This window comes from Streptococcus sanguinis, from assembly GCA_013378335.1.
In the GTDB taxonomy this organism is placed as follows: domain Bacteria; phylum Bacillota; class Bacilli; order Lactobacillales; family Streptococcaceae; genus Streptococcus; species Streptococcus sanguinis_I.
Genome location: CP040556.1, coordinates 634,179 through 654,498, shown reverse-complemented (window position 1 = coordinate 654,498; position 20,320 = coordinate 634,179). Strand labels below are relative to the sequence as shown.

The window sequence follows — 20,320 nt, the reverse complement described above, 5'->3', positions numbered from 1 at the left end:
TTTTTTACGAGTCGGTTTTTCAACAAGCTCTTACAAATTATTGTAATCGATTTCAAAGATGTAGGCAAGTTGTTTGTTGAAAAAATCCCTCATTTTTGATAAAATTTTCTAGGTTGTATGCAAAAAAGAAAACAAGTGGGGTTTATGATGAAGAAATACAAACAATTATTCAAACAGATTGAGAAAGATATTTTAGACGAGCGTTATGCTGTCGGAGATTTCTTGCCCAGCGAACATCAGCTGACAGAAGACTACCAGGTTAGCCGCGATACAGTCCGCAAGGCTCTGGCGCTGCTGCAGGAAGAAGGATTGATTGAAAAAGTTCGCGGACAGGGTTCCAAAGTCATCAAGCAGGAACAGTTTGACTTTCCTGTGTCTAAGCTGACCAGCTATCAAGAAGTAGTCAAGCAGAATAATATGCAGTCCAAAACCAATGTTGTCAGCTTGGAAAAGATTACCGTAGATCAGAAACTATCCGACATCACCGGCTTCCCTCCCTACCGACTGGTTTGGCGAGTCGTCCGTCAGCGTGTTGTAGACCAAGTCGCCTCGGTCTTAGATATTGACTATTTAGACAAGGGTATCGTCCCCCACTTGACAAGGGAAATCGCTGAGCAGTCCATTTATGCCTATTTGGAAAATGACTTAAAACTCAACATTGCCTATGCCAAGAAGGAATTTACCATTGACCACGCCAATGACCGAGACAAGATTCTCATGGACCTAGGCAAGGAGCAGCAGGTCGTCTCTGTCAAGTCTCAGGTCTATCTGGCAGACGGCCGCCAGTTTCAATATACCGAGAGCCGTCACAAGCTAGACAAATTTCGCTTTGTGGATTTTGCTAAGCGTCAGAAAGAATAAACTTGAGTCCCATCTAGACCACAAAACCACCTCTGCCTTCCAGCTGGCAGAGGTGGTTTCTTTTATGAGTAATCTAAGGCTGCCTTGTTTTGGAGCGACAAAGAGCCTCAAAATTTCTTTTTACTTGTTTTAGGAGATTTATATGAAAAAATTAGTTAAGGGCTTCTGCTGCTTTTTAAACGTTACTGATTCTTATTACTTCCTTTCCTACTTTTGCGCCTGTGAGAATGTCAATATTTGCTTATCATATAGGGTAACTTTAGATGTCATTGGACTGTCCTCATTTCTATTTTGATGGTATTAGTATAATCCCAGAAACTTAAGACAGACTTATAAAAAACTTGAAGTAAACTTAAAAGGCTAACATTAAATATCACTTTTTATACTGCATTGATCTATGGCATTTTTACAGTCTATATTTGAGAATTCTCGGCTTTCCTTCTTTTATAATATTCCTCCTCCAATCGTTCTATGTCTTTCCGATATTTAGCGGTTATTTCTTCCCTCTCTTCACTAAGTTCGTCAAAAAATTTTCTGAAAGACAAATCAAATTGATCCATATTGTCATTCATCTTACTAACTGCTCGACATATCTCATCAGTTGATTGATTTCTAGAATAGTAAAGCAATTGTTCACTCAATAAATCCGTCTTTCTCCGAGCATCTAATTTCATAGAATCCAGTGCTTCTTCAACTTGCTCTATTTTCTTTAATTCTTGCTTATATTTCTCTTCTAGTTTGAATATCTGTTCCATAGCCGACCTCATTTAATAGGGTTTTGCAGATTTGGTTGTGGAATACTTGTTAGATAATTTGTCGCAGCTGTCGCAGCCTTCCCCGAAAATCCACCCTTTAGACTGTTATTGAGAGTAGCAGTAGCAAAATCAGACATCTGTAGCTTTTGCTCAGCCAACCAAGCAGCTAAAAGGCTAGACTGCGCTGTAACCTTAGATTTCTCCGATTGAATCAGAGCATTGATCATCTCCCGTTCTTGAGCCTTCATTAGTTCAACAAGATTATTATTCGCTGTTAATTCTATTCTTCTGAGATTTACCATAGTTCCTCCTACTTACTACTAAACTGTATGCTTCCTTGACGATCTACTTCTTCGAGTCTATCAGCTGCTTGGCGTATATTAGAACCAAAAATATCCAATTTTTGTTTGTAAGAAGCCGCCTCACTTAGCGTTGCTTCTTCAACCCCACTATCCCAACAAGTCTCCAATGTAAATTGAGACAAGAGCGATTCCAACTCGTCATCCGATAAATAGATTCTGCTACCATAAGCTATCAATCGGAGTGATGTCACCATGTTTTCAATATTTTGCTTATATTCGCTCAATTTTTGCTTGATTAACTCTTCAAATTCTGCTCCTTGCTGTTCAGCTAAATCCGCAACTGCAGTCACAAGATCTTTTCGTAGATAAACCAGCTGGCTCCCACTAACGCTTGAAAAACCAGACTGAGCCGTAGAAATTGTTTCAATCGCACGATTAATAGTCAATAAACGCTTATATCTAGCCTCAGATATAAACTCACCGTATATCTTTTTATACTCTTTAACATAGTATTCTTCATCGTGTTTGTCCCAGAAAGGTGACTGTTCCGCTTTAATTTTAGCTGCTTTACGCACCTGCTTCTCCGTCATACCAACAAAGAATTCACCTTTTTTTGCATACCAGTCTAAATCCAGCATATTGCCAATCTTGGGCGGAAACTTTTCATAGTATTCGCGAATGAAGTAAGCTTCATCGTGTTTGTCCCAGATAGGTGTTCGCTCAGCTTTGATTTTAGCAGCTGCACGCACCTGCTCTGGGGTCATCCCTGATACAAACTCTCCTTCCTTAGCATACTTTTCTGTATCCAGTTTATTGCCAATAATATAGAATTTTGCTGGGTTATGATCTTCTGCAGGCGAATGCAGTCCTTGCGTTCCCTCACGGGAAATGATATTAGCATATGGAATCCGCCCACCATTGCTATCCATTATGGTCGTATCTTTTGTATTAGCATCATAGGTGGTGACATGTCGATTGATATAAGATAAATCACTGGCAGTAAAATTCCCCTTATCAAGAGCAGCTTGAGCTCCCCAGTCTGTAAAATTGACAACCATAGGGACGTTATGTTCCGCTGCTATCTTGACAACTGGACTCGCTGACTGACTAAAACCACTCATGGCATAAATTCTGACCAGCTGGTTTAGCTTCTTGTCACCTACTTCTGTAATCTTCTGGACACGCTGATAAAAAGCTTCAATATCCTCATATTGAGCTGTCATCCCATCTCCGTAGGCACCTCCTCCAAAGGCATTGTAAGTTGAAGCCCAATGGTCTGGACTGAGAGGGTTGGCAAAAACTGGCTGAGTCCCTGCGACTGTTACAATAGTCTGTGAAACAATAGGCTCTCCATTAGCATCCAAGGGGGCTACTGCAATAGCCTGAGTGACTCCCTCCATTCGGTCGATGATTTGAAATTTCTGACCGGTATCAGGATTTTCTATAAACTTTTTTGATGGGTGTGTAGCATTATATTTAGTATCTTTTTGAAGAACCTGAATATCCCTATGTGTTATTTCCATTTATCCAAATCTCTTTCATCAATTCTTCTAATTTCCAAATTATAGACAATCTCAGCTTTGGGACTACCTAAGCTATTTTTTTCTACACCTTTTAGATGTCCCTCACTAGAAAAAGCTTCCATCGATTCATCTGTTGTCTCGTGGTCTACCCATTTCAAATTTTCAGGTAGCGGTTGCCCCCAAATAACACTATTGTGTCTTCTTTTATCATCTCTTAGATTAATAATTTCCGAGCCATCATTAACATTAAAATCCAAATCAGTTCCAAATACCATACTATAATCCACAAGAACCTTCTCAACAAAACCATCATTTCTGAGATAGACTTTATTTCCATAACTATCATAAACTACTGGAACTACACGGCCTTGTAAAAAACTTTCTCCCTTTCCACCAGTAATAAAAATGGGAGAAAATTCGATTTTACTGATACCGCTATAATGCTCCTTTAGATAAGTCGCGATTTGTTCCTCATAAAGCTGAAAACCGTGCCGGTAGAGATTATCCACTTTCATTCGATCCATATAAAACTTACCTCCTATTACTAGTAGAAAAAAACAAAGCAAAGATAAAAGAATAGATTTTGTTCGTTTAGACATATAAACCTCCTTTTCTTTATATATTAATTTTACCACAAAAAGAGATGAACAAATGACAAGAACTCAATTAATCATATGGAAAATTCTTCGTATGTATCTTTTCCTAAATAAATTAGTGCGTTACTGCCATTCGAAAGTCTCTCTTCCCTGTATTCATCTAATTTCCAAATTATAGACAATCTCAGCTTTGGGACTGCCTTGACTATTTTTTTCTACTCCCTTTAGAAGTCCTTCATTCACATAGGCCGTCATAACTTCATCCATGATATCATCCTTCTTTAACTTTAATTATGGAGGCAGGTGCTGATACTGATCAGCTTGTATATATTCTTTATCATCATTTAACAAATGAATAAACTCGGAACCACCGTACGCAAAATCTAATTCAAGACCGGAAAATGTTCCATAACGAGGTACTCCAATATCTAGAGGTCTGCCATTTTGAAGATAGGCTTTATTGCCATAATTATCATAAATCACAGGTATAACCCGAGAATGAACAAAGCTTTCTCCCTTTCCTCCACTAATAAAAATCGGAGAAAATTCGATTTTACTGATACCGCTATAATGCTCCTTTAGATAAGTCGCGATTTGTTCTTCATAGAGCTGAAAACCATGCCGATATAGATTATCCACTTTCATTCGATCCATATAAAATTTACCTCCTATCACAAGCACAAAAAGGCAAATCAGTGATAAAAGAATAGATTTCACGCGTTTCATCATACAAAATACCATGTCTTTCTATATATAGTTTACCATAAAACTAGAGCCTTTTCCGCAATTTTACTATTGAATCATCTCTACCTCAATGACACAAACCTCCTTATTGGGATAATCAAAAACAGACCTTCTTTATAAGAAAGCCTGTTTGATTTACAAAGAGTCAACTATTTATTAGCTTCCTCATCGATTTCCACTTGTTCTGAAATTTCAACCTTAACCTTCGTAACACGGCCATTTTTAACCTTGTCATTGGTCAAAATGAGTTGCTTATTCTGACTTTCGACTTCGTAGCTAATGCGTTCTTTCGGATCTGGAATAGTCCCTACACAAGTCAAGTAATAACCAGCTATCGTATCCACATCGTCGCTTTCAATTTCGACTTCAAAGTATTCATTAAAGTCATTGAGGGTCATGGTTCCTAAGACAATGTAGGTGTTCTCGCCGATTTCATGGACTTCGATTTCAGCCTTGTCAGTCTCATCATCTATCTCACCGACAATCTCCTCCAAGAGGTCTTCCAGTGTAACCAGACCAGCCATTCCGCCATACTCATCCAAGAGAATCGCCATTTGATTTTGCGTGTTGCGAAGCTCCTTGAGCAAATCATCGACAAACATGGTTTCCGGTACAAAGAGTGGTTCCTGCAGAATCTTACGCAGAACGATATTGTCAAAACCATTGATGAATCCTTCATTGAGCAGTCGCTTGGTATGAATCAGACCGATGACATTGTCCTTATCCCCATCATAGACAGGAATCCGCGAAAAGCTCTGCTTGAGAATGCTTTCGATGATTTCCTTGGTATCGTCCTGAATGTCCACCATAAAAGCATCCGTCCGCGGCACCATCAGTTCACGAGCCATCAGCTCATCCAGAGAGAAAATCCCCTGTAGCATCTCAATCTCATCTGCATCCAAGGTCTCCTCACTCTTGGTCAGCATATATTCAATCTCGTCCCGGGTCATCTTTTCGTCTGCATCATCAAACTTCATCGGCGTTATCCGACTCAGCAGGTTGGTTGATGCTGACAGCAACCAGACGAAAGGGCTGACAATCTTGCCAAGAAAGATAATGACCGGTGCAGCCCGCACAGCTAGATTATCTTTAAGGTTCATGGCAATGCGCTTAGGATAAAGCTCACCCAAAACAATGGAAATATAGGTCAGCAGCACCAGAGCCAAGAAAGTTCCGATAGCACGTGCTGTTTCGGAATTTCCCATCCAAGAAGAGAAAAGCTTTCCCAGATTATCCGCAAAGCTGGCCCCAGACAGGATATTGATAACCGTAATCCCAACCTGAATAGTTGATAAGAAATTATTAGGGCTTTCCAGGACAGCCAAAAGGCGGCTATACTTGAGGTCGCCTTCTTCAGCCTTTTGCTCCACACGCGCCCGATTGAGCGATACCATTGCCATCTCAGCAGCTGAGAAAAAGGCATTTAACAAAGTCAATATAAACAGTAGTAAGGCTTGCCATAACATATTCTGACTGCCAGGGTCTTCCATTGATTCTTTCTCCTCGAAATGTATAAGTAAATCTGATTATATCATATTTTTAAATTTAGTGCACAGGAAATGAAAATAAGACGGAAAGCCTTCCTTCCGTCTTATTTCTAGTCTCGAGACTCTGGAATCAATCGATTCCGAAACTCATCCTTATTTATTAATAATCCCAAACTCTTCGTTCTTCTTCTGCTGTTGGGCTTCCTTGTGATTGTCATAGAGGTTGGCCAGGAATTTGGCGATTTCTTTGAGGATAGAATAGGTCGGGATTGCCACAATCATCCCTAGCACGCCATAGATATTGCTGGATAAGAGCAAGAGCACCATGATAGTAATAGGATGGACCTTCATCACACCGCCAACGATACGGGGATAGAGGATATTGCCATCTACCTGCTGGATAATCAGCATGTAAATCAAGGCCGCCACCATCTTCTGAGGATCCGTAAAGGCATAAGTAATGACCATGGGAATCAAGCCAATGCTCGGTCCTACATAGGGAATCAGATTAGCTAGACTGGAGAAAATAGCAAAGACCAAAGCGTACTTGAGTCCAATGACACTATAGCCAATATAGGCCAGAGCACCAATAATCAGGGCATCAATTGAAATTCCGCTGATATAGCGGGCAACAGTAGCATTGAGATTGGTCAGCAAGCTAGAGATATTGAGCTTATCGCGCTTGAGGACTGTCCGCTCCAGCATGGGTAGGAGCTTATGGCCGTCCATGAGGAAGTAAACCAAAAAAATAGGCGTCATAATCAAAATCATCAGCGTATTGACAACTGCTGACAGCACACTGCCTAGACTGTTGGTGACACTGTTGAGGATATTTTGCAGAATGTCCACATAAGACAGGTTGAGCTGCTGGATGGTGGACTGGATATTCAGATTTCGAAAGAGCGGATTTTTAGATAATTGATTGACAAAACTTTGAATTTCCCAATAAAGGCCTTGTGTGGAATTAATCAAGCTGCTCAGCTGATTAATCAAAATCGGCAAGAGGTAAATAACGCCCAAAGCAATCAAGCCAAACAAAAGACTGAGCGTAATCAGAATCCCAATCATCCGGTTGATTTTGAGCTTGTCCTGGAGAAATTTCACCAGTGGATTCGTAATATAGTAAAGAAATCCTCCCACAAGAAAGGGAATCAAGATTGTATTCACAACGCTAACAATCGGGGTTATCATATCACCCATCTGGCGCCAGATAAAGAAGATAATCGTTAGCAAAAGGACCTCACTGGTCCAAAACATCAGCTTACTTTTATGAAACATTTGACTCCTCCTATCAGTTATTTTACCATAAATTTTGTTATAATAAAGGAGATTTAACGAAAGAAAGAATAAAAATGGAAAAGATTATCAAACTGGAAAATGTAAGCTTGGCTAAACAAGGCCGAACCATCTTAAAAGATCTCAACTGGCAGGTGAAAAAGGGGGAGAATTGGGCTATTCTCGGTCTCAACGGTTCTGGAAAGTCTACTCTCCTGCGCCTGCTCATGGCTGAACATTGGAAGACCCAGGGTAAGGTAACAGTTCTCGGTACTGAATTTGGTGCCGGCGACATTCCTCAGCTGCGAACGAAGATTGGAGTAGTCGGCTCCTTCATTGCTGAACGCCTGCCTAGCCGTCTCACAGCCGAAGAAATCGTCCTAACAGGCAAGTATAAAAGCAGTATTCTCTATGCTCCTTACGGGCAAACTGAGCTGAATCAAGCTAGGGAAATGCTGGCTTCCATTGGCGGGCAAGAATTGATTGGCCGAAGCTACGCCAGTCTGTCTCAAGGGAAAAGCAGCTCTTGCTGATTGCGCGTAGTCTCATGGAAAAGCCAGAACTGCTTATCTTAGACGAAGCGACCAGCGGTCTGGATCTCTTTGCCCGCGAGCGCCTGCTGGATCAAATTGGTAAGATTACAGAGATGAATCAGGCTCCAACCATCCTCTATGTCACCCACCATGTAGAGGAAATCACTGCTGCTATGGATCATGTCCTGCTCCTAAAAGAAGGCCAAATCATAGCCCAAGGTCCTAAAAAAGAAATTTTTCAAAAAGAGGTCATGGACCGCTTCTATCCCCAACCAGTCGAGCTGATTGAGCTAGGAGAAGACCACTATTTCATCAAGGTGGAGGTTAGTTCCTCATGAAGCAATTTTCTAATACCATCTTCAACCTGGGCTATTTTCTGATTCTGACCATGACTGCGATTGCCTTGCTTTTCCTGTCTGGGCAGATTCTGCTGTCCCATACTTACATCCCTTTGAGGATTGCTGAGGGGGTCCAATTCGTCAGTAATCCTTGGTATTTCTACCCTATTCTCCTGCTTTTTCTCCTCAGCCTCTTTTTAATCCGGCCCCTGTTGGAAAAGGTTCAGACCAAGCATCTTTTTTGGATCCTGTCCCTCATCTTTATAGCAGCAGCGATTTTTCTGATAACGGCCTACGATGGCCGCATCCGAGCTGACGCCAAGCACGTTTTCAATGCAGCGCTAGCCTTTAACCGAGGAGATTACAGCTCACTGACAACAATCGGAAGCTACATGTACCGAAATCCCCATCAGTTAGGACTGATGACTCTGGAGCGACTTTATGCTTTTATTTCTCCAACGACTCAGTTTGCCTTTAGCATGAATGTCGTCTGGACTCTACTCAGTCATTTCTTGATTTATAAGATTACAGCTCTCCTAAATGCCAGAGAAATCATCCAGAAATACACGATTCTGCTGACTTTTCTCTTTCTACCACAGCTCTTTTTCGTTCTCTTTGTCTATGGTACCATTCCTGGGCTCTTCTTCTGTCTGCTCAGTCTCTATGCTTTTATCAAGCTGGACCAGAAAGGAAACTTACTCTATGCTTTGCTGGGAGCTGCCAGCATCAGTCTAGCCTGCCTCCTGCGCAACAACTACATTATCTTTGCCATTATGCTGATCGGCGTCTGCTTCCTGTCCATTTTTTATAAATGGTCTTGGAAGAAACCGTTAGCCATCATTCTGATTTTAGCCGGCATCGTTCTTTCAAACAAGGGACTGACGGCCTACTATGAACAGCTGATTGGGAGTGAGATTGGTGTTGGTACCCCAAAAATCGCCTATATCACTATGGGCCTGCGAGATGATCCTAATCGGCAGACCTTGGGAGGCTGGTACGATGCCTACAATACCAAGATTCTCAAGCGCAACAAGTACGATGAAAATTTGGCTACAGAAATGGCCACTCGGGATTTGAAGGATATTTTGATTCACTTCAGTAAGCATCCTGCTTATGCGCTGAAATTCTTCTACGAAAAGGTCAAGTCGACCTGGACTGAGCCGACTTTTCAGTCTATCTGGACTGGGCCTCAGATTGAGCGCCAGCAATACATGAAACCAACTATTCTGCGCAGTATTTATGAGGAAAGAAAGGGTTATCAGATTGTTAATTTCCTGCTCTTAACCCTACTAGCCAGCATCTATCTTCTCTCCTGTTTCTTTATCCTGCATAAATTTTTCGTCGCCGAGGAAAAGCTGACGCCTTTTGACCTCTATCCCTTCATCTTTCTCTTGGGGGGCGGCCTCTTCCACTTCTTCTGGGAAACCAAGAGCCAGTATGTCTATATCTATGTCCTCCTTCTCATCCCTTCCGCCGCTCAATCCTTAGTCGATCTGAGCGATTGGTGGAAGAACAAAGGAAAAGGGAAATCAATAGACCAGCTTGAGAAAAACCTATAAAACTTGAACACTTGATAAGAATTTCTTATAATATTTATAGGAACATTAAGTGAAACAAAGTTGAATTTGTAATTAAAATTTTTTGTATTTTGCGAAGGGAGAATAGCGATTTATGTTTTCCATATTAGGTGCAGTATTATTTGGAGTTATAGCAATTATGACAGTTCTTGTTGCTTGCGGTCTGCCTTTGGGCGAATATACAATGGGTGGACAACATAAAATCTTACCTAAGAAATTTAGACTTGCGGCAGTCATTTCGGTGGCTATCCAAATTTTTGCCATGATCATTATTTTGCAAGCTGGAGGTTTACTTCCCTTGTGGCTGTCTTTTAATGTGACTAAATATATTTGTTTCTTCTTTGCCGCTTACCTATCCTTGAATACGATTATGAACATGATTTCAAAAAGTAAGAAAGAAAAATATGTAATGACTCCGATTTCACTTATAGCCGGAGTATGTTTTTGGATAACAGCAATTCAGATGTAGCGTGTGAAATGAGGATCATCTACAGTGCATCAAATTAGAATTTGGGAATAACATCTCTATACATGATTACCAATGAGATTATTGTGCTATCCTGAATACAGGAGTCGCAAAAATGAATAGAAGAATTTTTAAAGCAGTAAATCGCAATGGTTTACTGCTTTTTTGCTTATTTTTCCAAATAAAATCGTCAGTAAATTAAAAAGGCACTTGACCAAACGCTTCCTGAGGCGTTTAGCCAAGCACTTCTCTCAATTTCTCAATCATGACCAAGAAAGGCGGGTTGTTAATCTGGTTGATGGTCTTGTAGAGGGCAACGGTGAAGTCCTGCTGGGGCAGCTGACTGACGAAGTCTAGCACCGCATCTTTTTCAACTTCGCCGCCTTCATGCCCATAGTAAATCATGATAGCTGCTCGGCCCCCTTTTTCTAATCCCCGGCAGACCTTTTCCAGAGCTTCCAGCGTCGTAGTGGGTCGGGTAATGACAGACTTGTCCGCTGAAGGAAGGTAGCCCAGATTAAAAATAGCGGCCTTGAAATGATCTGTGTACTGGTCCAAGGTCTCGTGCCCGGCCAAGATTAGCTGGGCATTGTCCAAGCCAGCTTCTGCCAAGCGCTGGCGGGTCTTTTCCACAGCCTGCTCCTGAATGTCAAAAGCATAGACTTGCTTGGCCAACTTAGCCAGAAAGAGGGTGTCATGTCCATTGCCCATGGTAGCGTCCACAGCGACATCTTCCTTGGTCACGACTTCTGCCAAAAAGGCATGGGCCATCTGTAAGGGTCTTAACATACGAATCTCTGCTCCTTTGCTTTACAGCCTTGTTTGCTGCCACGACGGCGCATTTCTGTCTCAATGGCATTAAGAACTTCCCATTTATTGAGGCTCCACATGGGGCCAATCAACATATCCCGCGGAGCATCGCCCGTGATACGGTGGATGACGATATGCTCAGGGATAATCTCCAACTGGTCGCAGATGATGGAGACATACTCCTCCTGACTGAGCAGCTGCAATCGCCCCTCATGGTAATCCCGCTGCATGCGGGTATTGGTCATCAAGTGAAGCAAGTGGAGCTTAATCCCCTGAATATCATTGTCCGTCACACAGCGGCGGACATTCTCTAGCATCATCTCATGTGTCTCACCCGGCAGTCCGTTAATCAAGTGAGAGACAATCTCCGCCTTGGGAGCTAGCCTACGGACTCGCTGGACCGTCTCCACATAGAGCTCATAAGAATGGGCACGATTGATGAGGTCCGAGGTTTCCTCATAGGTAGTCTGAAGGCCCAGCTCCACAGTCACATGCATGCGCTCGGACAGGTCAGCCAAGTAGGCGATGGTCTCATCAGGCAAACAGTCGGGCCGAGTCCCGATATTGAGTCCAACGACCCCTGGCTCGTTAATAGCCTGCTCATAGCGTTCACGGATTACTTCAAGCTTCTCATGGGTATTGGTGAAGTTCTGGAAATAGACCAGATACTTGCGAACATCTGGCCACTTGCGGTGCATAAAGTCAATTTCCTTATAGAATTGCTCGCGAATGGGCGCATCAGGCGCCACAATGGCATCGCCAGAACCCGAAACGGTACAGAAAGTACAGCCTCCATGCGCTACCGTACCATCCCGATTGGGACAGTCAAAACCCGCATCAATAGGCACCTTAAAAGTCTTTTCTCCAAAAAGTTTTCGATAATAATCATTCAAAGAATTGTAAGATTTCATACCTTTCATTCTACCACAAAAAGGGGCATAGAAACAAAAATTCCCTCTTTCACAAAGAAAGAAGGAAATCACCGTTCCCACAAATAGACTTTCAAATCCACACAGCCATTAGCCTTCAAGTCCACTCCCTCCGCCCAGAGCAAGTGTCTCTGGTCTTCCCAGCCAGGTGCGAGGCGCCCTGCTGCATTGACTACCCGATGGCAAGGATGCTTGCTGCCATAAAGTTCCGATTGACTGAGAATCTTTCCCACCAAGCGGGCGTTTTTAGGCCGTCCAATCAAACGAGCAATCTGACCATAGGTTGCCACGCACCCAGAGGGAATGCTATCTACTACTACCAAAACAGCATCTATGATTTCTTGATTCAAATTGGACATTCTGACCTCCTAATCTTGTTTGTTCCTATCTTAAAGAAAGGGATTTTATTTGTCAAGACAAAAAGGCCAGCAAAGCCAACCTTTCGCATCTATATTTATTTCTGCTTTCCCTTGAAACGCCACTGAAAGCGCAGCTTGTCATAAAAGGGAAATTCGATATTGAGAATAGCAAAGCCCAGCAAGGCCCCTCCGATAACATCTGTCGGATAGTGCACGCCCAGATAGACTCTGGATGCCATAACAGTGAAGATATAGACCAGAAGCAGGCCTTGTACCAAGCGCTTGATTTTTTGGTTTTGAATCCGTTGCTGAGCGATAATAATCAAGGTCCCTAGAACAATGGCTGCCGCCATGGAATGTCCGCTCGGGAAAGAATAACCACTCTCTTCGACCAAATGCGAAAGACTCGGTCGGTTTCTGTGGTAAACGAGTTTAATCAGCTTAATCAAAATCCCATGTAAGACCAGATTTCCCGCTAGCAAGGCAGCTTCTAGCTTCCATTTTTTATAAAGGAAAAACAGGACAAGAGCTGAAACCCAGATGATAATCCCCATCGGATCAATCATACGGGTCACTAGTTTGAAAAATGTCGTCAAAGCTGCAGGTAAATCACCCCGCAACCAGGTCTGAATCGGGGTATCAAAATTAGTCAGCTGGTCAGGATAAAATTTGACCATATAACCGAGTATAACGAAAAGTAAAAGGGCAAAAGTACCCTTTGTTAGATATGATTGTTTATTTTTCATAGCGTTTTAGAACGGGCTGCAAGAGTTTGTAAATTAGCCAAAAGACGACAGCCCAGATTACTCCTTCTAATAGGTTAAAAGGGACAATCATGGTCAGCAGGTACTTGGAAAGACCAAATGCTTTATTAATATCAAAACCAGCAAACCTCGCATAGAGAGGCACTGCATAGATGACATTTAAAACGATCATAGTGATCGTAAGACCAAGCGTTGCTGCCAAGGAGGCCTTCACATAGCTAGTTAATCCCTTCCTTTTTTTCCATAAGAGTGCAAAAGCAGAAACAAATACAGCTACTGCCAATATATTCATGGGGAGACCGATAAGAGTGCCTATACCATGATTATTCAAAGCTAGCTTTAAGACAGAGCGAATCAAGAGAACTGCCATAGAGCTTTTGAAATCCAAGACCACCAAAGCCAGTAAAATCGGAATAATTGAAAAATCCAACTTTAGAAACTCGGTTATCAAGGGAATCTCATAAAGCATGAGTAGAAATGATAGAGCAGATAAAACTGCTACAATCGCCAACTTACGAGTATTTGTCATCACAGGTTCCTCCAATTTATAAAAATTAGAGAAGCCGGAAAGGCCACTGAAAAAAGCTTGTCAGCTAATGATTATTTAGTATAAGGCTCAGCCCTTAAATAAAGATTAAACGGCAAGATTGCTTCACTGCCTCTCGTCTTCTCCCATCCAGACTATACTGTCGGTTGTGGAATCTCACCACATCAGCTTGCGCTCGCGGACTTGATTTGGCATTGAGAAAAAACATTTTCCAGCCAAAAGTTACCGCCGGTCGGGAATCTCACCCTGCCCTGAAGACATCATTATCATAACAAAAAAAGCCTGCCAGAGCAAGCAATTTGATTGATGTAATTAAAAATGTTTCAACAATAATATTCTATCTATTAGAAAAAATTACTGCTTAGATACATTCATTCCGCTACTTCAGCTTGTCCGCTTCATACTCATGTACCAAATCTAAGCCAGCAAAATTCTGCTGACGCAGGGCTTCATAGACAATCATGCAGACCGCATTGGAGACATTGAGGCTGCGGACATGCTGATCGTTCATAGGAATACGCAGGGCCTTTTCTGGATGGCGACGCATAAATTCCTCTGGCAACCCCTTGTCCTCACGACCAAACATAAAATAGTGCGAACCTTCTGCTGCAAAATTTTCCTCAGAATAGACCTTCTCTGCAAACTTAGAAATCAGATACAGACTACCGTCCATCTGCTCCATAAAATCGTCTAAACTCTCATAATAGGTGATATCCAGCTTATCCCAATAGTCCAATCCCGCCCGCTTCATCTTGCGGTCATCAATGGGAAAACCCATGGGTTTGATGATGTGAAGCGGCGAATTAGTCGCGGCGCAAGTACGGGCAATATTGCCGGTATTCTGCGGAATCTGAGGCTCAAAAAGAACGATATGATTTTTCATAATAAGAATATTTTTCCTAGTATTTTTCTTTAGATAAAAAAATAGCCACACTGCCCGGAGTCAAGCTCAGCAAACAGCGTGGTTAAGGCTTCATTAACTTACATCACAACAGGTTTGAGGTAAACCAATGAAGGTACTCATTTAGTATAACACTTTCAGCCTACAAGTCAATAAAAACGGCTCAAAAAATTCTAGTTTTTTTAAAATTTTCATAGGAAGATATCATTTTAGTGAAAAAATATTCGGAATTCTATAAATAACTAGACTATTCTGTATTTTATAGATGAAATTTAAATGAAAAAAGAGTATGATAGATACATACTTTGGAGGAATCTAAACTTATGAAAATTATCGTTGTTGGCGGCGGGAAGGTCGGAACGGCCCTCTGTCGCTCCTTAGTGGCTGAAAAACATGATGTTATCCTGATTGAGCAGGATGAGGCTGTTCTCAACCAGATTACCAAACGCTATGATATTATCGGTATTTCTGGCAATGGAGCCAACTTCAAAATCCTAGAGCAGGCGGATGTTAGCCACTGTGACATTTTCATCTCTATGACCGAGCATGATGAGGTCAACATGGTTTCAGCGGTTCTAGCAAAGCGGATGGGGGCTAAGGAAACTATCGTCCGAGTGCGCAATCCTGAGTATTCCAACCCTTACTTTAAGGAGAAGAACATCCTGGGCTTCTCGCTGGTGGTCAATCCTGAGCTCCTAACTGCTCGCTATATTGCTAACATCATTGACTTTCCTAATGCCCTGTCAGTAGAGCATTTTGCCAATGGGCGGGTGGCACTGATGGAGTTCAAACTCAAGGAAGACAGCAATCTCTGCCAGATGAATATTTCCCAGTTCCGTAAGAAATTTGGAAATATCATTGTCTGTGCTATTGAGAGAAAAGGGCACTTGGAAATTCCTGATGGCGACTTCACTTTGGAGGCCGGGGACAAGATCTATGTAACAGGTAACCGCCTAGACATCGTTCAATTCCACAATATGGTACGCCCTAGAGTGGTTAAGAGCTTGATGATTATCGGGGCAGGCAAGATTGCTTATTACCTGCTCAATATTCTCAAAAACAGTAAAATCGAGCTCAAAATCATTGAATCCAACCGTGAGCGAGCAAACTTTTTCAGTCAGGAATTTCCTGATCTCTATGTCGTCCATGGTGATGGTACTGCCAAGGACATCCTGCTGGAGGAACGCGCTAATAACTTTGATGCCATCGCTACCCTGACCGGTGTGGATGAGGAAAATATCATCACTTCCATGTTCCTTAATAATCTAGGTGTACAGAAAAACATCACCAAGATTAACCGGACTAGTTTGTTGGAAATCATTGATAACCAAGATTTTGCCAGCATCGTGACGCCTAAAGGTATCGCTGTTGATACCATTATGCACTTTATCCGCGGTCGCTACAATGCTCAATTCTCTAACCTAGAAGCTCTGCACCATGTAGCCAATGGCCAAATTGAGACCCTGCAATTCCAAATCAAGGAAGAAAACAAAATGACTGGTATTCCTCTGTCTCAGCTTCATCTGAAGAAAGATGTCCTGATTGCGGCCATTATCCGTCAAGGCAAAGCCATCTTCCCTACCGGTGATGACGACCTGCAAGTCGGAGATAAGATTATCGTTACCACTCTGCTGCAAAATATCACGCAGATTTACGATCTGTTAGCGAGGTAAGCCCATGAATAGATCTATGATTCGCTACCTGCTGGCAAAATTACTGCTGATTGAGGCGGCACTGCTGATTGTGCCCATTATCGTAGCTCTAATCTACGGTGAGCCTTTAAAGGTCTTTCTCTCTATCGGGGCAACCATGGCCATCCTGCTAGTTTTAGGTGGAATAGGCTCTTATTTCAAGCCCAAGGACCTGCATATCTACGCCAAGGAAGGGGTCCTAATTGTAGCCCTTTGCTGGATTCTCTGGTCCTTCTTCGGAGCCCTGCCCTTTGTTTTTTCCGGGCAGATTCCAGACCTTATTGATGCTTTCTTTGAGATCAGCTCTGGCTTTACAACCACGGGAGCGACTATCCTTAACGATGTCGGCGTTCTCTCCCATTCGCTGCTCTTCTGGCGCAGCTTTACTCACTTAATCGGAGGGATGGGAGTGCTGGTCTTTGCCTTAGCTATTATGGACAATGCTAAAAATGGTCACTTGGAGGTCATGAAAGCAGAAGTTCCGGGCCCAGTCTTTGGCAAGGTCGTGTCTAAGCTCAAGAGTACGGCTCAGATTCTTTACATCATCTATCTGGCTCTCTTTGCTATCTTTGCTCTGCTTTATTTCCTAGCGGGCATGCCCCTCTTTGATAGTCTCGTCATTGCCATGGGAACTGCTGGCACAGGAGGATTCACCGTTTATAATGACGGTATCGCCCACTATAACAGCTCGCTGATTACTTATCTAGTCAGCTTTGGAGTTTTAGCTTTCGGGGTCAACTTCAATCTCTACTATTACTTGCTGATTCGTAAGTTTAAAGCTTGCTTTGAAGATGAGGAGCTCAAGGGCTATCTCTGGATTGTCTTTCTTTCCACAGCCTTGATTGCCTTTAATGTCTTCCATCTCTATCAAGGCTTTGCCAAGAGCGTGGAGATTTCCTTCTTCCAGGTAGCCAATGTCATCACAACAACTGGATTTGGCTATGGCGATACAGTCAAATGGCCGCTCTTTTCTCAAGTTATCCTGCTCCTGCTCATGTGTATCGGGGGCTCAGCTGGATCAACAGCTGGGGGATTTAAGGTCATTCGGGGGATTATCATGTCCCGCATTGCTAAAAATCAGATTCTATCTACCTTATCACCTAATCGCGTCCTGACCTTGCATGTCAATGGTGCGGTCATTGACAAGGATACTCAGCATAAGGTACTGAAATACTTAGCCGTTTATATCTTGATTACTCTAGCTCTCATTTTCATTGTCAGCTTGGATAATAATAATTTCATGACGGTTGTCAGCGGGGTTCTCTCTTGCTTCAACAATATCGGCCCCATGATTGGGACGACAGATAATTTTTCTATCTTTAGTCCTTTTTCCAAACTGTTGCTGGCCTTTGCTATGATTGGCGGTCGCTTGGAAATCTACCCGATTCTCCTGCTCTTCCTGCCTAAGACTTGGTCTAGAAGATAGGAAATATTCGGAGAATATAGATATATATAAAGAGGCTGGGACAAAAGTCCTAGCCTCTCAATTGTCTTTGGATTGTCGAGCAAGACGCAGTGGTTGAGTGGGCTCTATTACGCTGATTTCATCAGCTTTTACAGCCCTACTCAACTGTGCGGAGGTGGGACGACGAAATCGAATTCTAACGAATTACCGATTTCTGTCCCACTCTCTTTTTCTTGAATAATTTCTTCTCAAACTGAAATGGTCTGGTACAGGATCCTCTCCCGACTGAGACCAGGGATGACAGCGGAGAATGCGCGCCAAGCCCATTAGGACACCTTTGGCTCCATGCTTCTGGATAGCTTCTATCATATAGTTAGAGCAGGTGGGCCGAAAGCGGCAAGATGGAGGGAAAGCAGGCGATATGAAGCGTTGATAAAAGCGGACAGGAGCAATAAGCAGTTTCTTTATCATTTCTTGGTCTTGGTTACAGCCAGTGTATGCAGCTGGCTGACTTCTTTCTTACTGAGCTTACGATACTCACCAGGCTTAAGGCCAGTTAAGTCCAAATGACCAAAGCGAGTCCGTGAAAGCTTATCTACTTGCAATCCGACCGCTTGGAACATCTTCTTGACCTGATGGTTACGGCCTTCGTGGATGGTCAGCTGAACGACCGAGCGATTTTTCGCCGGATCAACCTTGATAATCTCATAAACCGCTGGCTTAGTTTTGCGTCCTTCAATCTCAACACCTCGAGTCAGAGGACGAAGAACTTCTTTATTGGCCAATCCTTTGACACGCGCCACATAGACCTTATCAATCTCATTGCGGGGATGAATCATCTCGTCGGTAAAGTCTCCATCATTGGTCAGAATGAGAATGCCAGAAGTATCCCAGTCCAAACGACCGACCGGATAAATCCGCTCCTTGACCTTAGGCAAGAGCTCCACGACCGTCTTACGACCCTTGTCGTCACTGACAGAGGAAATGACCCCGCGCGGCTTATTGAGGAGGTAATAAACCTTCTCTTCGTTGTAGATAGGTTGGCCTTCTACTTCCACACGATCGCCAGACTTAACGTTCGTCGCCAGCTCACGTACCACTTGGCCGTTTATACTGACCTTCCCTTGCTTGATGAGCTCTTCTGCCTTACGGCGGCTGGCTATCCCAGCTTGAGCGATGTATTTATTGATTCTCATCGATATCTGTCCTTTCAATAAAGAGCTGGCTTTCTTCAGCAACTAGCTCTGTTTCTTCGACAATCGGCAACTCATCTAGGTGATTAATTCCCATATAGTCTAAGAAATAATCCGTTGTCACATAGAGATTTGGCCGGCCAATGACCTCTTTTTTGCCATCCTCTCGAACCAGTTCAAAAGCCAAGAGCTTAGCCAAAGCACCGCTGGAATTAACCCCGCGGATGTCATCTATTTCCACCCTTGTAATCGGCTGTTTATAGGCAATGATAGACAAGGTCTCCAGCGCTGCCCGCGACAGACTTTGATTGATCGGAGCCCTCGAATAGGCCCGCAGAATCTCAGCAAACTCTGGCTTTGTGACCAGCTTGTATGTCTTTGAGGTTTCCAGCAGGGTCAGGCTAGAGTCTGGATTTGCTTCATATTGCTCAGCCAGCTTCTCCAAACTCTGAATGACACCGGTCGGCGGCAAAGAAAGGATTTCTGCCAATTGATGAACCTTGAGTCCATCTTCTCCCGCCACAAAAAGCAGGGCTTCAATCTCTGCTAACTTACTCATTTCCTCTTCCTACTAAATAAATATTTCCAAAATTTTCTTCCTGAATGACTTGCACTTCCTGCACCTTGACCAATTCCAAGGTCGCCAGAAAGAGAGTAATAACTTCATTCATGTCCTTGGTCTCTGCAAAAATCTCCTGCAGAGCCAGACGGCTCTTACCAGCACAACGCTGGCGCACCACTTCCATCATGTCCTCAATCTTATACTCGTCTCGCACAATGGTTGTATGGCTCTTAGAAAACTCCTCTTGCTTCTTGGCGATAACCTTGGAAAAAGCCAAGAAAAGATCTATCGTTGACTTGTCATGTAGGAGCTCAGCGTCTTCATAAACCAGCTCCAGCTTGGGCTTAGAGTAATAAAGAGCTCGGTCATCATGCTGGAGCGACATTTTCTCACCCAAAAGCTTGAACCTGCGGTATTCCTCAATCTGGCTCAAGAGGTCTTGCTCTAAATCATCTTCCAGCTCAGCATTATCCGCCACCTTAGGTAGAAGCTTGCGGCTCTTAATCAGCATGAGCTGGCTTGCCATGACCATGTACTCGCCCGTCACTTCCAGCTTCATGGCCTGCAAGGTGGCCACATAAGCCAGATACTGCTCGATAACCTCCGTAATGGGCACATCATAAATATCCACCTGGTACTTAGATACAAGGTGGAGCAGCAGGTCCAACGGGCCTTCAAAATCTTTTAGTTTGATATCCATTT

21 protein-coding genes, 2 pseudogenes and 1 riboswitch are annotated in these 20,320 nt (G+C 43.0%); of the genes and pseudogenes, 6 read left to right on the top strand and 17 right to left on the bottom strand.

What is annotated here, in order from left to right:
* Window positions 1–144: 144 nt before the first annotated feature.
* Complete coding sequence (gene treR, locus FFV08_03460) at window positions 145–861, top strand: trehalose operon repressor (GenBank protein ID QLB51799.1); 717 nt, start codon at window positions 145–147, stop codon at window positions 859–861.
* Between the two features lie 413 nt (window positions 862–1,274).
* On the opposite strand, the gene FFV08_03455 is transcribed toward treR, so the two are convergent.
* The 7 genes and pseudogenes from FFV08_03455 to FFV08_03425 form a co-directional block, all read right to left on the bottom strand.
* Window positions 1,275–1,628, bottom strand: a complete 354-nt coding sequence (locus tag FFV08_03455) for a hypothetical protein (protein ID QLB51798.1) — start codon at window positions 1,626–1,628, stop codon at window positions 1,275–1,277.
* A complete protein-coding gene (locus FFV08_03450; protein QLB51797.1) occupies window positions 1,625–1,918 on the bottom strand; it encodes a hypothetical protein in 294 nt (97 codons plus the stop codon). Before FFV08_03450 ends, FFV08_03455 begins: the two co-directional genes overlap by 4 nt.
* 8 nt (window positions 1,919–1,926) lie before the next feature.
* A complete protein-coding gene (locus FFV08_03445; GenBank protein ID QLB51796.1) occupies window positions 1,927–3,441 on the bottom strand; it encodes a hypothetical protein in 1,515 nt (504 codons plus the stop codon).
* Window positions 3,432–4,040 carry a hypothetical protein gene (locus FFV08_03440; protein ID QLB51795.1) on the bottom strand — a complete coding sequence of 203 codons (609 nt, stop codon included), beginning with the start codon at window positions 4,038–4,040 and terminating at the stop codon, window positions 3,432–3,434. Before FFV08_03440 ends, FFV08_03445 begins: the two co-directional genes overlap by 10 nt.
* A gap of 153 nt (window positions 4,041–4,193) precedes the next feature.
* Window positions 4,194–4,778 (bottom strand): annotated as a pseudogene (locus tag FFV08_03435) (hypothetical protein).
* Window positions 4,779–4,930: 152 nt separating this feature from the next.
* A complete protein-coding gene (locus FFV08_03430) occupies window positions 4,931–6,271 on the bottom strand; it encodes an HlyC/CorC family transporter (GenBank protein QLB51794.1) in 1,341 nt (446 codons plus the stop codon).
* A 150-nt stretch (window positions 6,272–6,421) separates the two neighbouring features.
* Window positions 6,422–7,546 (bottom strand): AI-2E family transporter, encoded by a 1,125-nt coding sequence (locus tag FFV08_03425; GenBank protein QLB51793.1) that lies wholly within the window; start codon window positions 7,544–7,546, stop codon window positions 6,422–6,424.
* 74 nt (window positions 7,547–7,620) lie between these two features.
* On the opposite strand from FFV08_03425, the pseudogene FFV08_03420 reads away from it, so the two are divergent.
* From FFV08_03420 to FFV08_03410, 3 genes and pseudogenes are all read left to right on the top strand, one after another.
* Window positions 7,621–8,414 (top strand): annotated as a pseudogene (locus FFV08_03420) (ABC transporter ATP-binding protein).
* Window positions 8,411–9,973: a beta-carotene 15,15'-monooxygenase gene (locus FFV08_03415; protein QLB51792.1), complete on the top strand. Its 1,563-nt coding sequence runs from the start codon at window positions 8,411–8,413 to the stop codon at window positions 9,971–9,973. Before FFV08_03420 ends, FFV08_03415 begins: the two are co-directional and overlap by 4 nt.
* Window positions 9,974–10,085: 112 nt before the next feature.
* Entirely contained in the window at window positions 10,086–10,460 is a 375-nt protein-coding gene (locus FFV08_03410) for a hypothetical protein (protein QLB51791.1), read from the top strand.
* Window positions 10,461–10,691: 231 nt separating this feature from the next.
* Here the strand turns inward: FFV08_03410 and FFV08_03405 are convergent, their stop codons facing one another.
* The 6 genes from FFV08_03405 to FFV08_03380 form a co-directional block, all read right to left on the bottom strand.
* Window positions 10,692–11,246, bottom strand: a complete 555-nt coding sequence (locus FFV08_03405) for a methyltransferase domain-containing protein (GenBank protein ID QLB51790.1) — start codon at window positions 11,244–11,246, stop codon at window positions 10,692–10,694.
* Window positions 11,240–12,187, bottom strand: a complete 948-nt coding sequence (locus tag FFV08_03400) for a TIGR01212 family radical SAM protein (protein ID QLB51789.1) — start codon at window positions 12,185–12,187, stop codon at window positions 11,240–11,242. The genes FFV08_03405 and FFV08_03400 overlap by 7 nt, the downstream gene beginning before the upstream one ends.
* Before the next feature lie 59 nt (window positions 12,188–12,246).
* The gene (locus FFV08_03395) at window positions 12,247–12,555 is read right to left on the bottom strand and encodes a cysteine methyltransferase (protein ID QLB51788.1); all 309 of its coding nucleotides are present in this window, start codon (window positions 12,553–12,555) and stop codon (window positions 12,247–12,249) included.
* 95 nt (window positions 12,556–12,650) lie between these two features.
* Window positions 12,651–13,301 (bottom strand): phosphatase PAP2 family protein, encoded by a 651-nt coding sequence (locus tag FFV08_03390; protein ID QLB51787.1) that lies wholly within the window; start codon window positions 13,299–13,301, stop codon window positions 12,651–12,653.
* The gene (locus FFV08_03385; GenBank protein ID QLB53264.1) at window positions 13,291–13,848 is read right to left on the bottom strand and encodes an ECF transporter S component; all 558 of its coding nucleotides are present in this window, start codon (window positions 13,846–13,848) and stop codon (window positions 13,291–13,293) included. The genes FFV08_03390 and FFV08_03385 overlap by 11 nt, the downstream gene beginning before the upstream one ends.
* A gap of 131 nt (window positions 13,849–13,979) precedes the next feature.
* Window positions 13,980–14,129: riboswitch (FMN riboswitch) on the bottom strand.
* 116 nt (window positions 14,130–14,245) lie between these two features.
* A complete protein-coding gene (locus tag FFV08_03380; GenBank protein ID QLB51786.1) occupies window positions 14,246–14,800 on the bottom strand; it encodes a tRNA (cytidine(34)-2'-O)-methyltransferase in 555 nt (184 codons plus the stop codon).
* A gap of 290 nt (window positions 14,801–15,090) precedes the next feature.
* Here FFV08_03380 and trkA point away from each other — a divergent pair, with 290 nt between their 5' ends.
* Together trkA and FFV08_03370 are read left to right on the top strand one after the other, a co-directional pair.
* Complete coding sequence (gene trkA / locus FFV08_03375; protein ID QLB51785.1) at window positions 15,091–16,440, top strand: Trk system potassium transporter TrkA; 1,350 nt, start codon at window positions 15,091–15,093, stop codon at window positions 16,438–16,440.
* A gap of 4 nt (window positions 16,441–16,444) precedes the next feature.
* Complete coding sequence (locus FFV08_03370) at window positions 16,445–17,884, top strand: TrkH family potassium uptake protein (GenBank protein ID QLB51784.1); 1,440 nt, start codon at window positions 16,445–16,447, stop codon at window positions 17,882–17,884.
* A 183-nt stretch (window positions 17,885–18,067) separates the two neighbouring features.
* Here FFV08_03370 and yidD read toward each other — a convergent pair whose 3' ends face one another.
* From yidD to FFV08_03350, 4 genes are read right to left on the bottom strand one after another with little or no spacing between them, the layout of a single operon-like run.
* A complete protein-coding gene (gene yidD, locus FFV08_03365) occupies window positions 18,068–18,331 on the bottom strand; it encodes a membrane protein insertion efficiency factor YidD (protein QLB53263.1) in 264 nt (87 codons plus the stop codon).
* A complete protein-coding gene (locus FFV08_03360) occupies window positions 18,331–19,059 on the bottom strand; it encodes an rRNA pseudouridine synthase (protein QLB51783.1) in 729 nt (242 codons plus the stop codon). The genes yidD and FFV08_03360 overlap by 1 nt, the downstream gene beginning before the upstream one ends.
* Entirely contained in the window at window positions 19,046–19,615 is a 570-nt protein-coding gene (locus tag FFV08_03355) for a segregation/condensation protein B (protein QLB51782.1), read from the bottom strand. The genes FFV08_03360 and FFV08_03355 overlap by 14 nt, the downstream gene beginning before the upstream one ends.
* Window positions 19,608–20,318: a segregation/condensation protein A gene (locus tag FFV08_03350; protein QLB51781.1), complete on the bottom strand. Its 711-nt coding sequence runs from the start codon at window positions 20,316–20,318 to the stop codon at window positions 19,608–19,610. The genes FFV08_03355 and FFV08_03350 overlap by 8 nt, the downstream gene beginning before the upstream one ends.
* Window positions 20,319–20,320: the final 2 nt, after the last annotated feature.

Coding starts and splice junctions, on each gene's coding strand:
- FFV08_03360 (QLB51783.1), bottom strand. CDS start 19,059: ATGAGAATCAATAAATACATCGCTCAAGCTGGGATAGCCAGCCGCCGT.
- FFV08_03405 (QLB51790.1), bottom strand. CDS start 11,246: ATGTTAAGACCCTTACAGATGGCCCATGCCTTTTTGGCAGAAGTCGTG.
- FFV08_03430 (QLB51794.1), bottom strand. CDS start 6,271: ATGGAAGACCCTGGCAGTCAGAATATGTTATGGCAAGCCTTACTACTG.
- FFV08_03450 (QLB51797.1), bottom strand. CDS start 1,918: ATGGTAAATCTCAGAAGAATAGAATTAACAGCGAATAATAATCTTGTT.
- FFV08_03370 (QLB51784.1), top strand. CDS start 16,445: ATGAATAGATCTATGATTCGCTACCTGCTGGCAAAATTACTGCTGATT.
- FFV08_03440 (QLB51795.1), bottom strand. CDS start 4,040: ATGTCTAAACGAACAAAATCTATTCTTTTATCTTTGCTTTGTTTTTTT.
- FFV08_03455 (QLB51798.1), bottom strand. CDS start 1,628: ATGAGGTCGGCTATGGAACAGATATTCAAACTAGAAGAGAAATATAAG.
- FFV08_03415 (QLB51792.1), top strand. CDS start 8,411: ATGAAGCAATTTTCTAATACCATCTTCAACCTGGGCTATTTTCTGATT.
- FFV08_03355 (QLB51782.1), bottom strand. CDS start 19,615: ATGAGTAAGTTAGCAGAGATTGAAGCCCTGCTTTTTGTGGCGGGAGAA.
- FFV08_03410 (QLB51791.1), top strand. CDS start 10,086: ATGTTTTCCATATTAGGTGCAGTATTATTTGGAGTTATAGCAATTATG.
- FFV08_03350 (QLB51781.1), bottom strand. CDS start 20,318: ATGGATATCAAACTAAAAGATTTTGAAGGCCCGTTGGACCTGCTGCTC.
- FFV08_03395 (QLB51788.1), bottom strand. CDS start 12,555: ATGTCCAATTTGAATCAAGAAATCATAGATGCTGTTTTGGTAGTAGTA.
- FFV08_03445 (QLB51796.1), bottom strand. CDS start 3,441: ATGGAAATAACACATAGGGATATTCAGGTTCTTCAAAAAGATACTAAA.
- treR (QLB51799.1), top strand. CDS start 145: ATGATGAAGAAATACAAACAATTATTCAAACAGATTGAGAAAGATATT.
- FFV08_03385 (QLB53264.1), bottom strand. CDS start 13,848: ATGACAAATACTCGTAAGTTGGCGATTGTAGCAGTTTTATCTGCTCTA.
- FFV08_03400 (QLB51789.1), bottom strand. CDS start 12,187: ATGAAAGGTATGAAATCTTACAATTCTTTGAATGATTATTATCGAAAA.
- FFV08_03425 (QLB51793.1), bottom strand. CDS start 7,546: ATGTTTCATAAAAGTAAGCTGATGTTTTGGACCAGTGAGGTCCTTTTG.
- FFV08_03390 (QLB51787.1), bottom strand. CDS start 13,301: ATGAAAAATAAACAATCATATCTAACAAAGGGTACTTTTGCCCTTTTA.
- trkA (QLB51785.1), top strand. CDS start 15,091: ATGAAAATTATCGTTGTTGGCGGCGGGAAGGTCGGAACGGCCCTCTGT.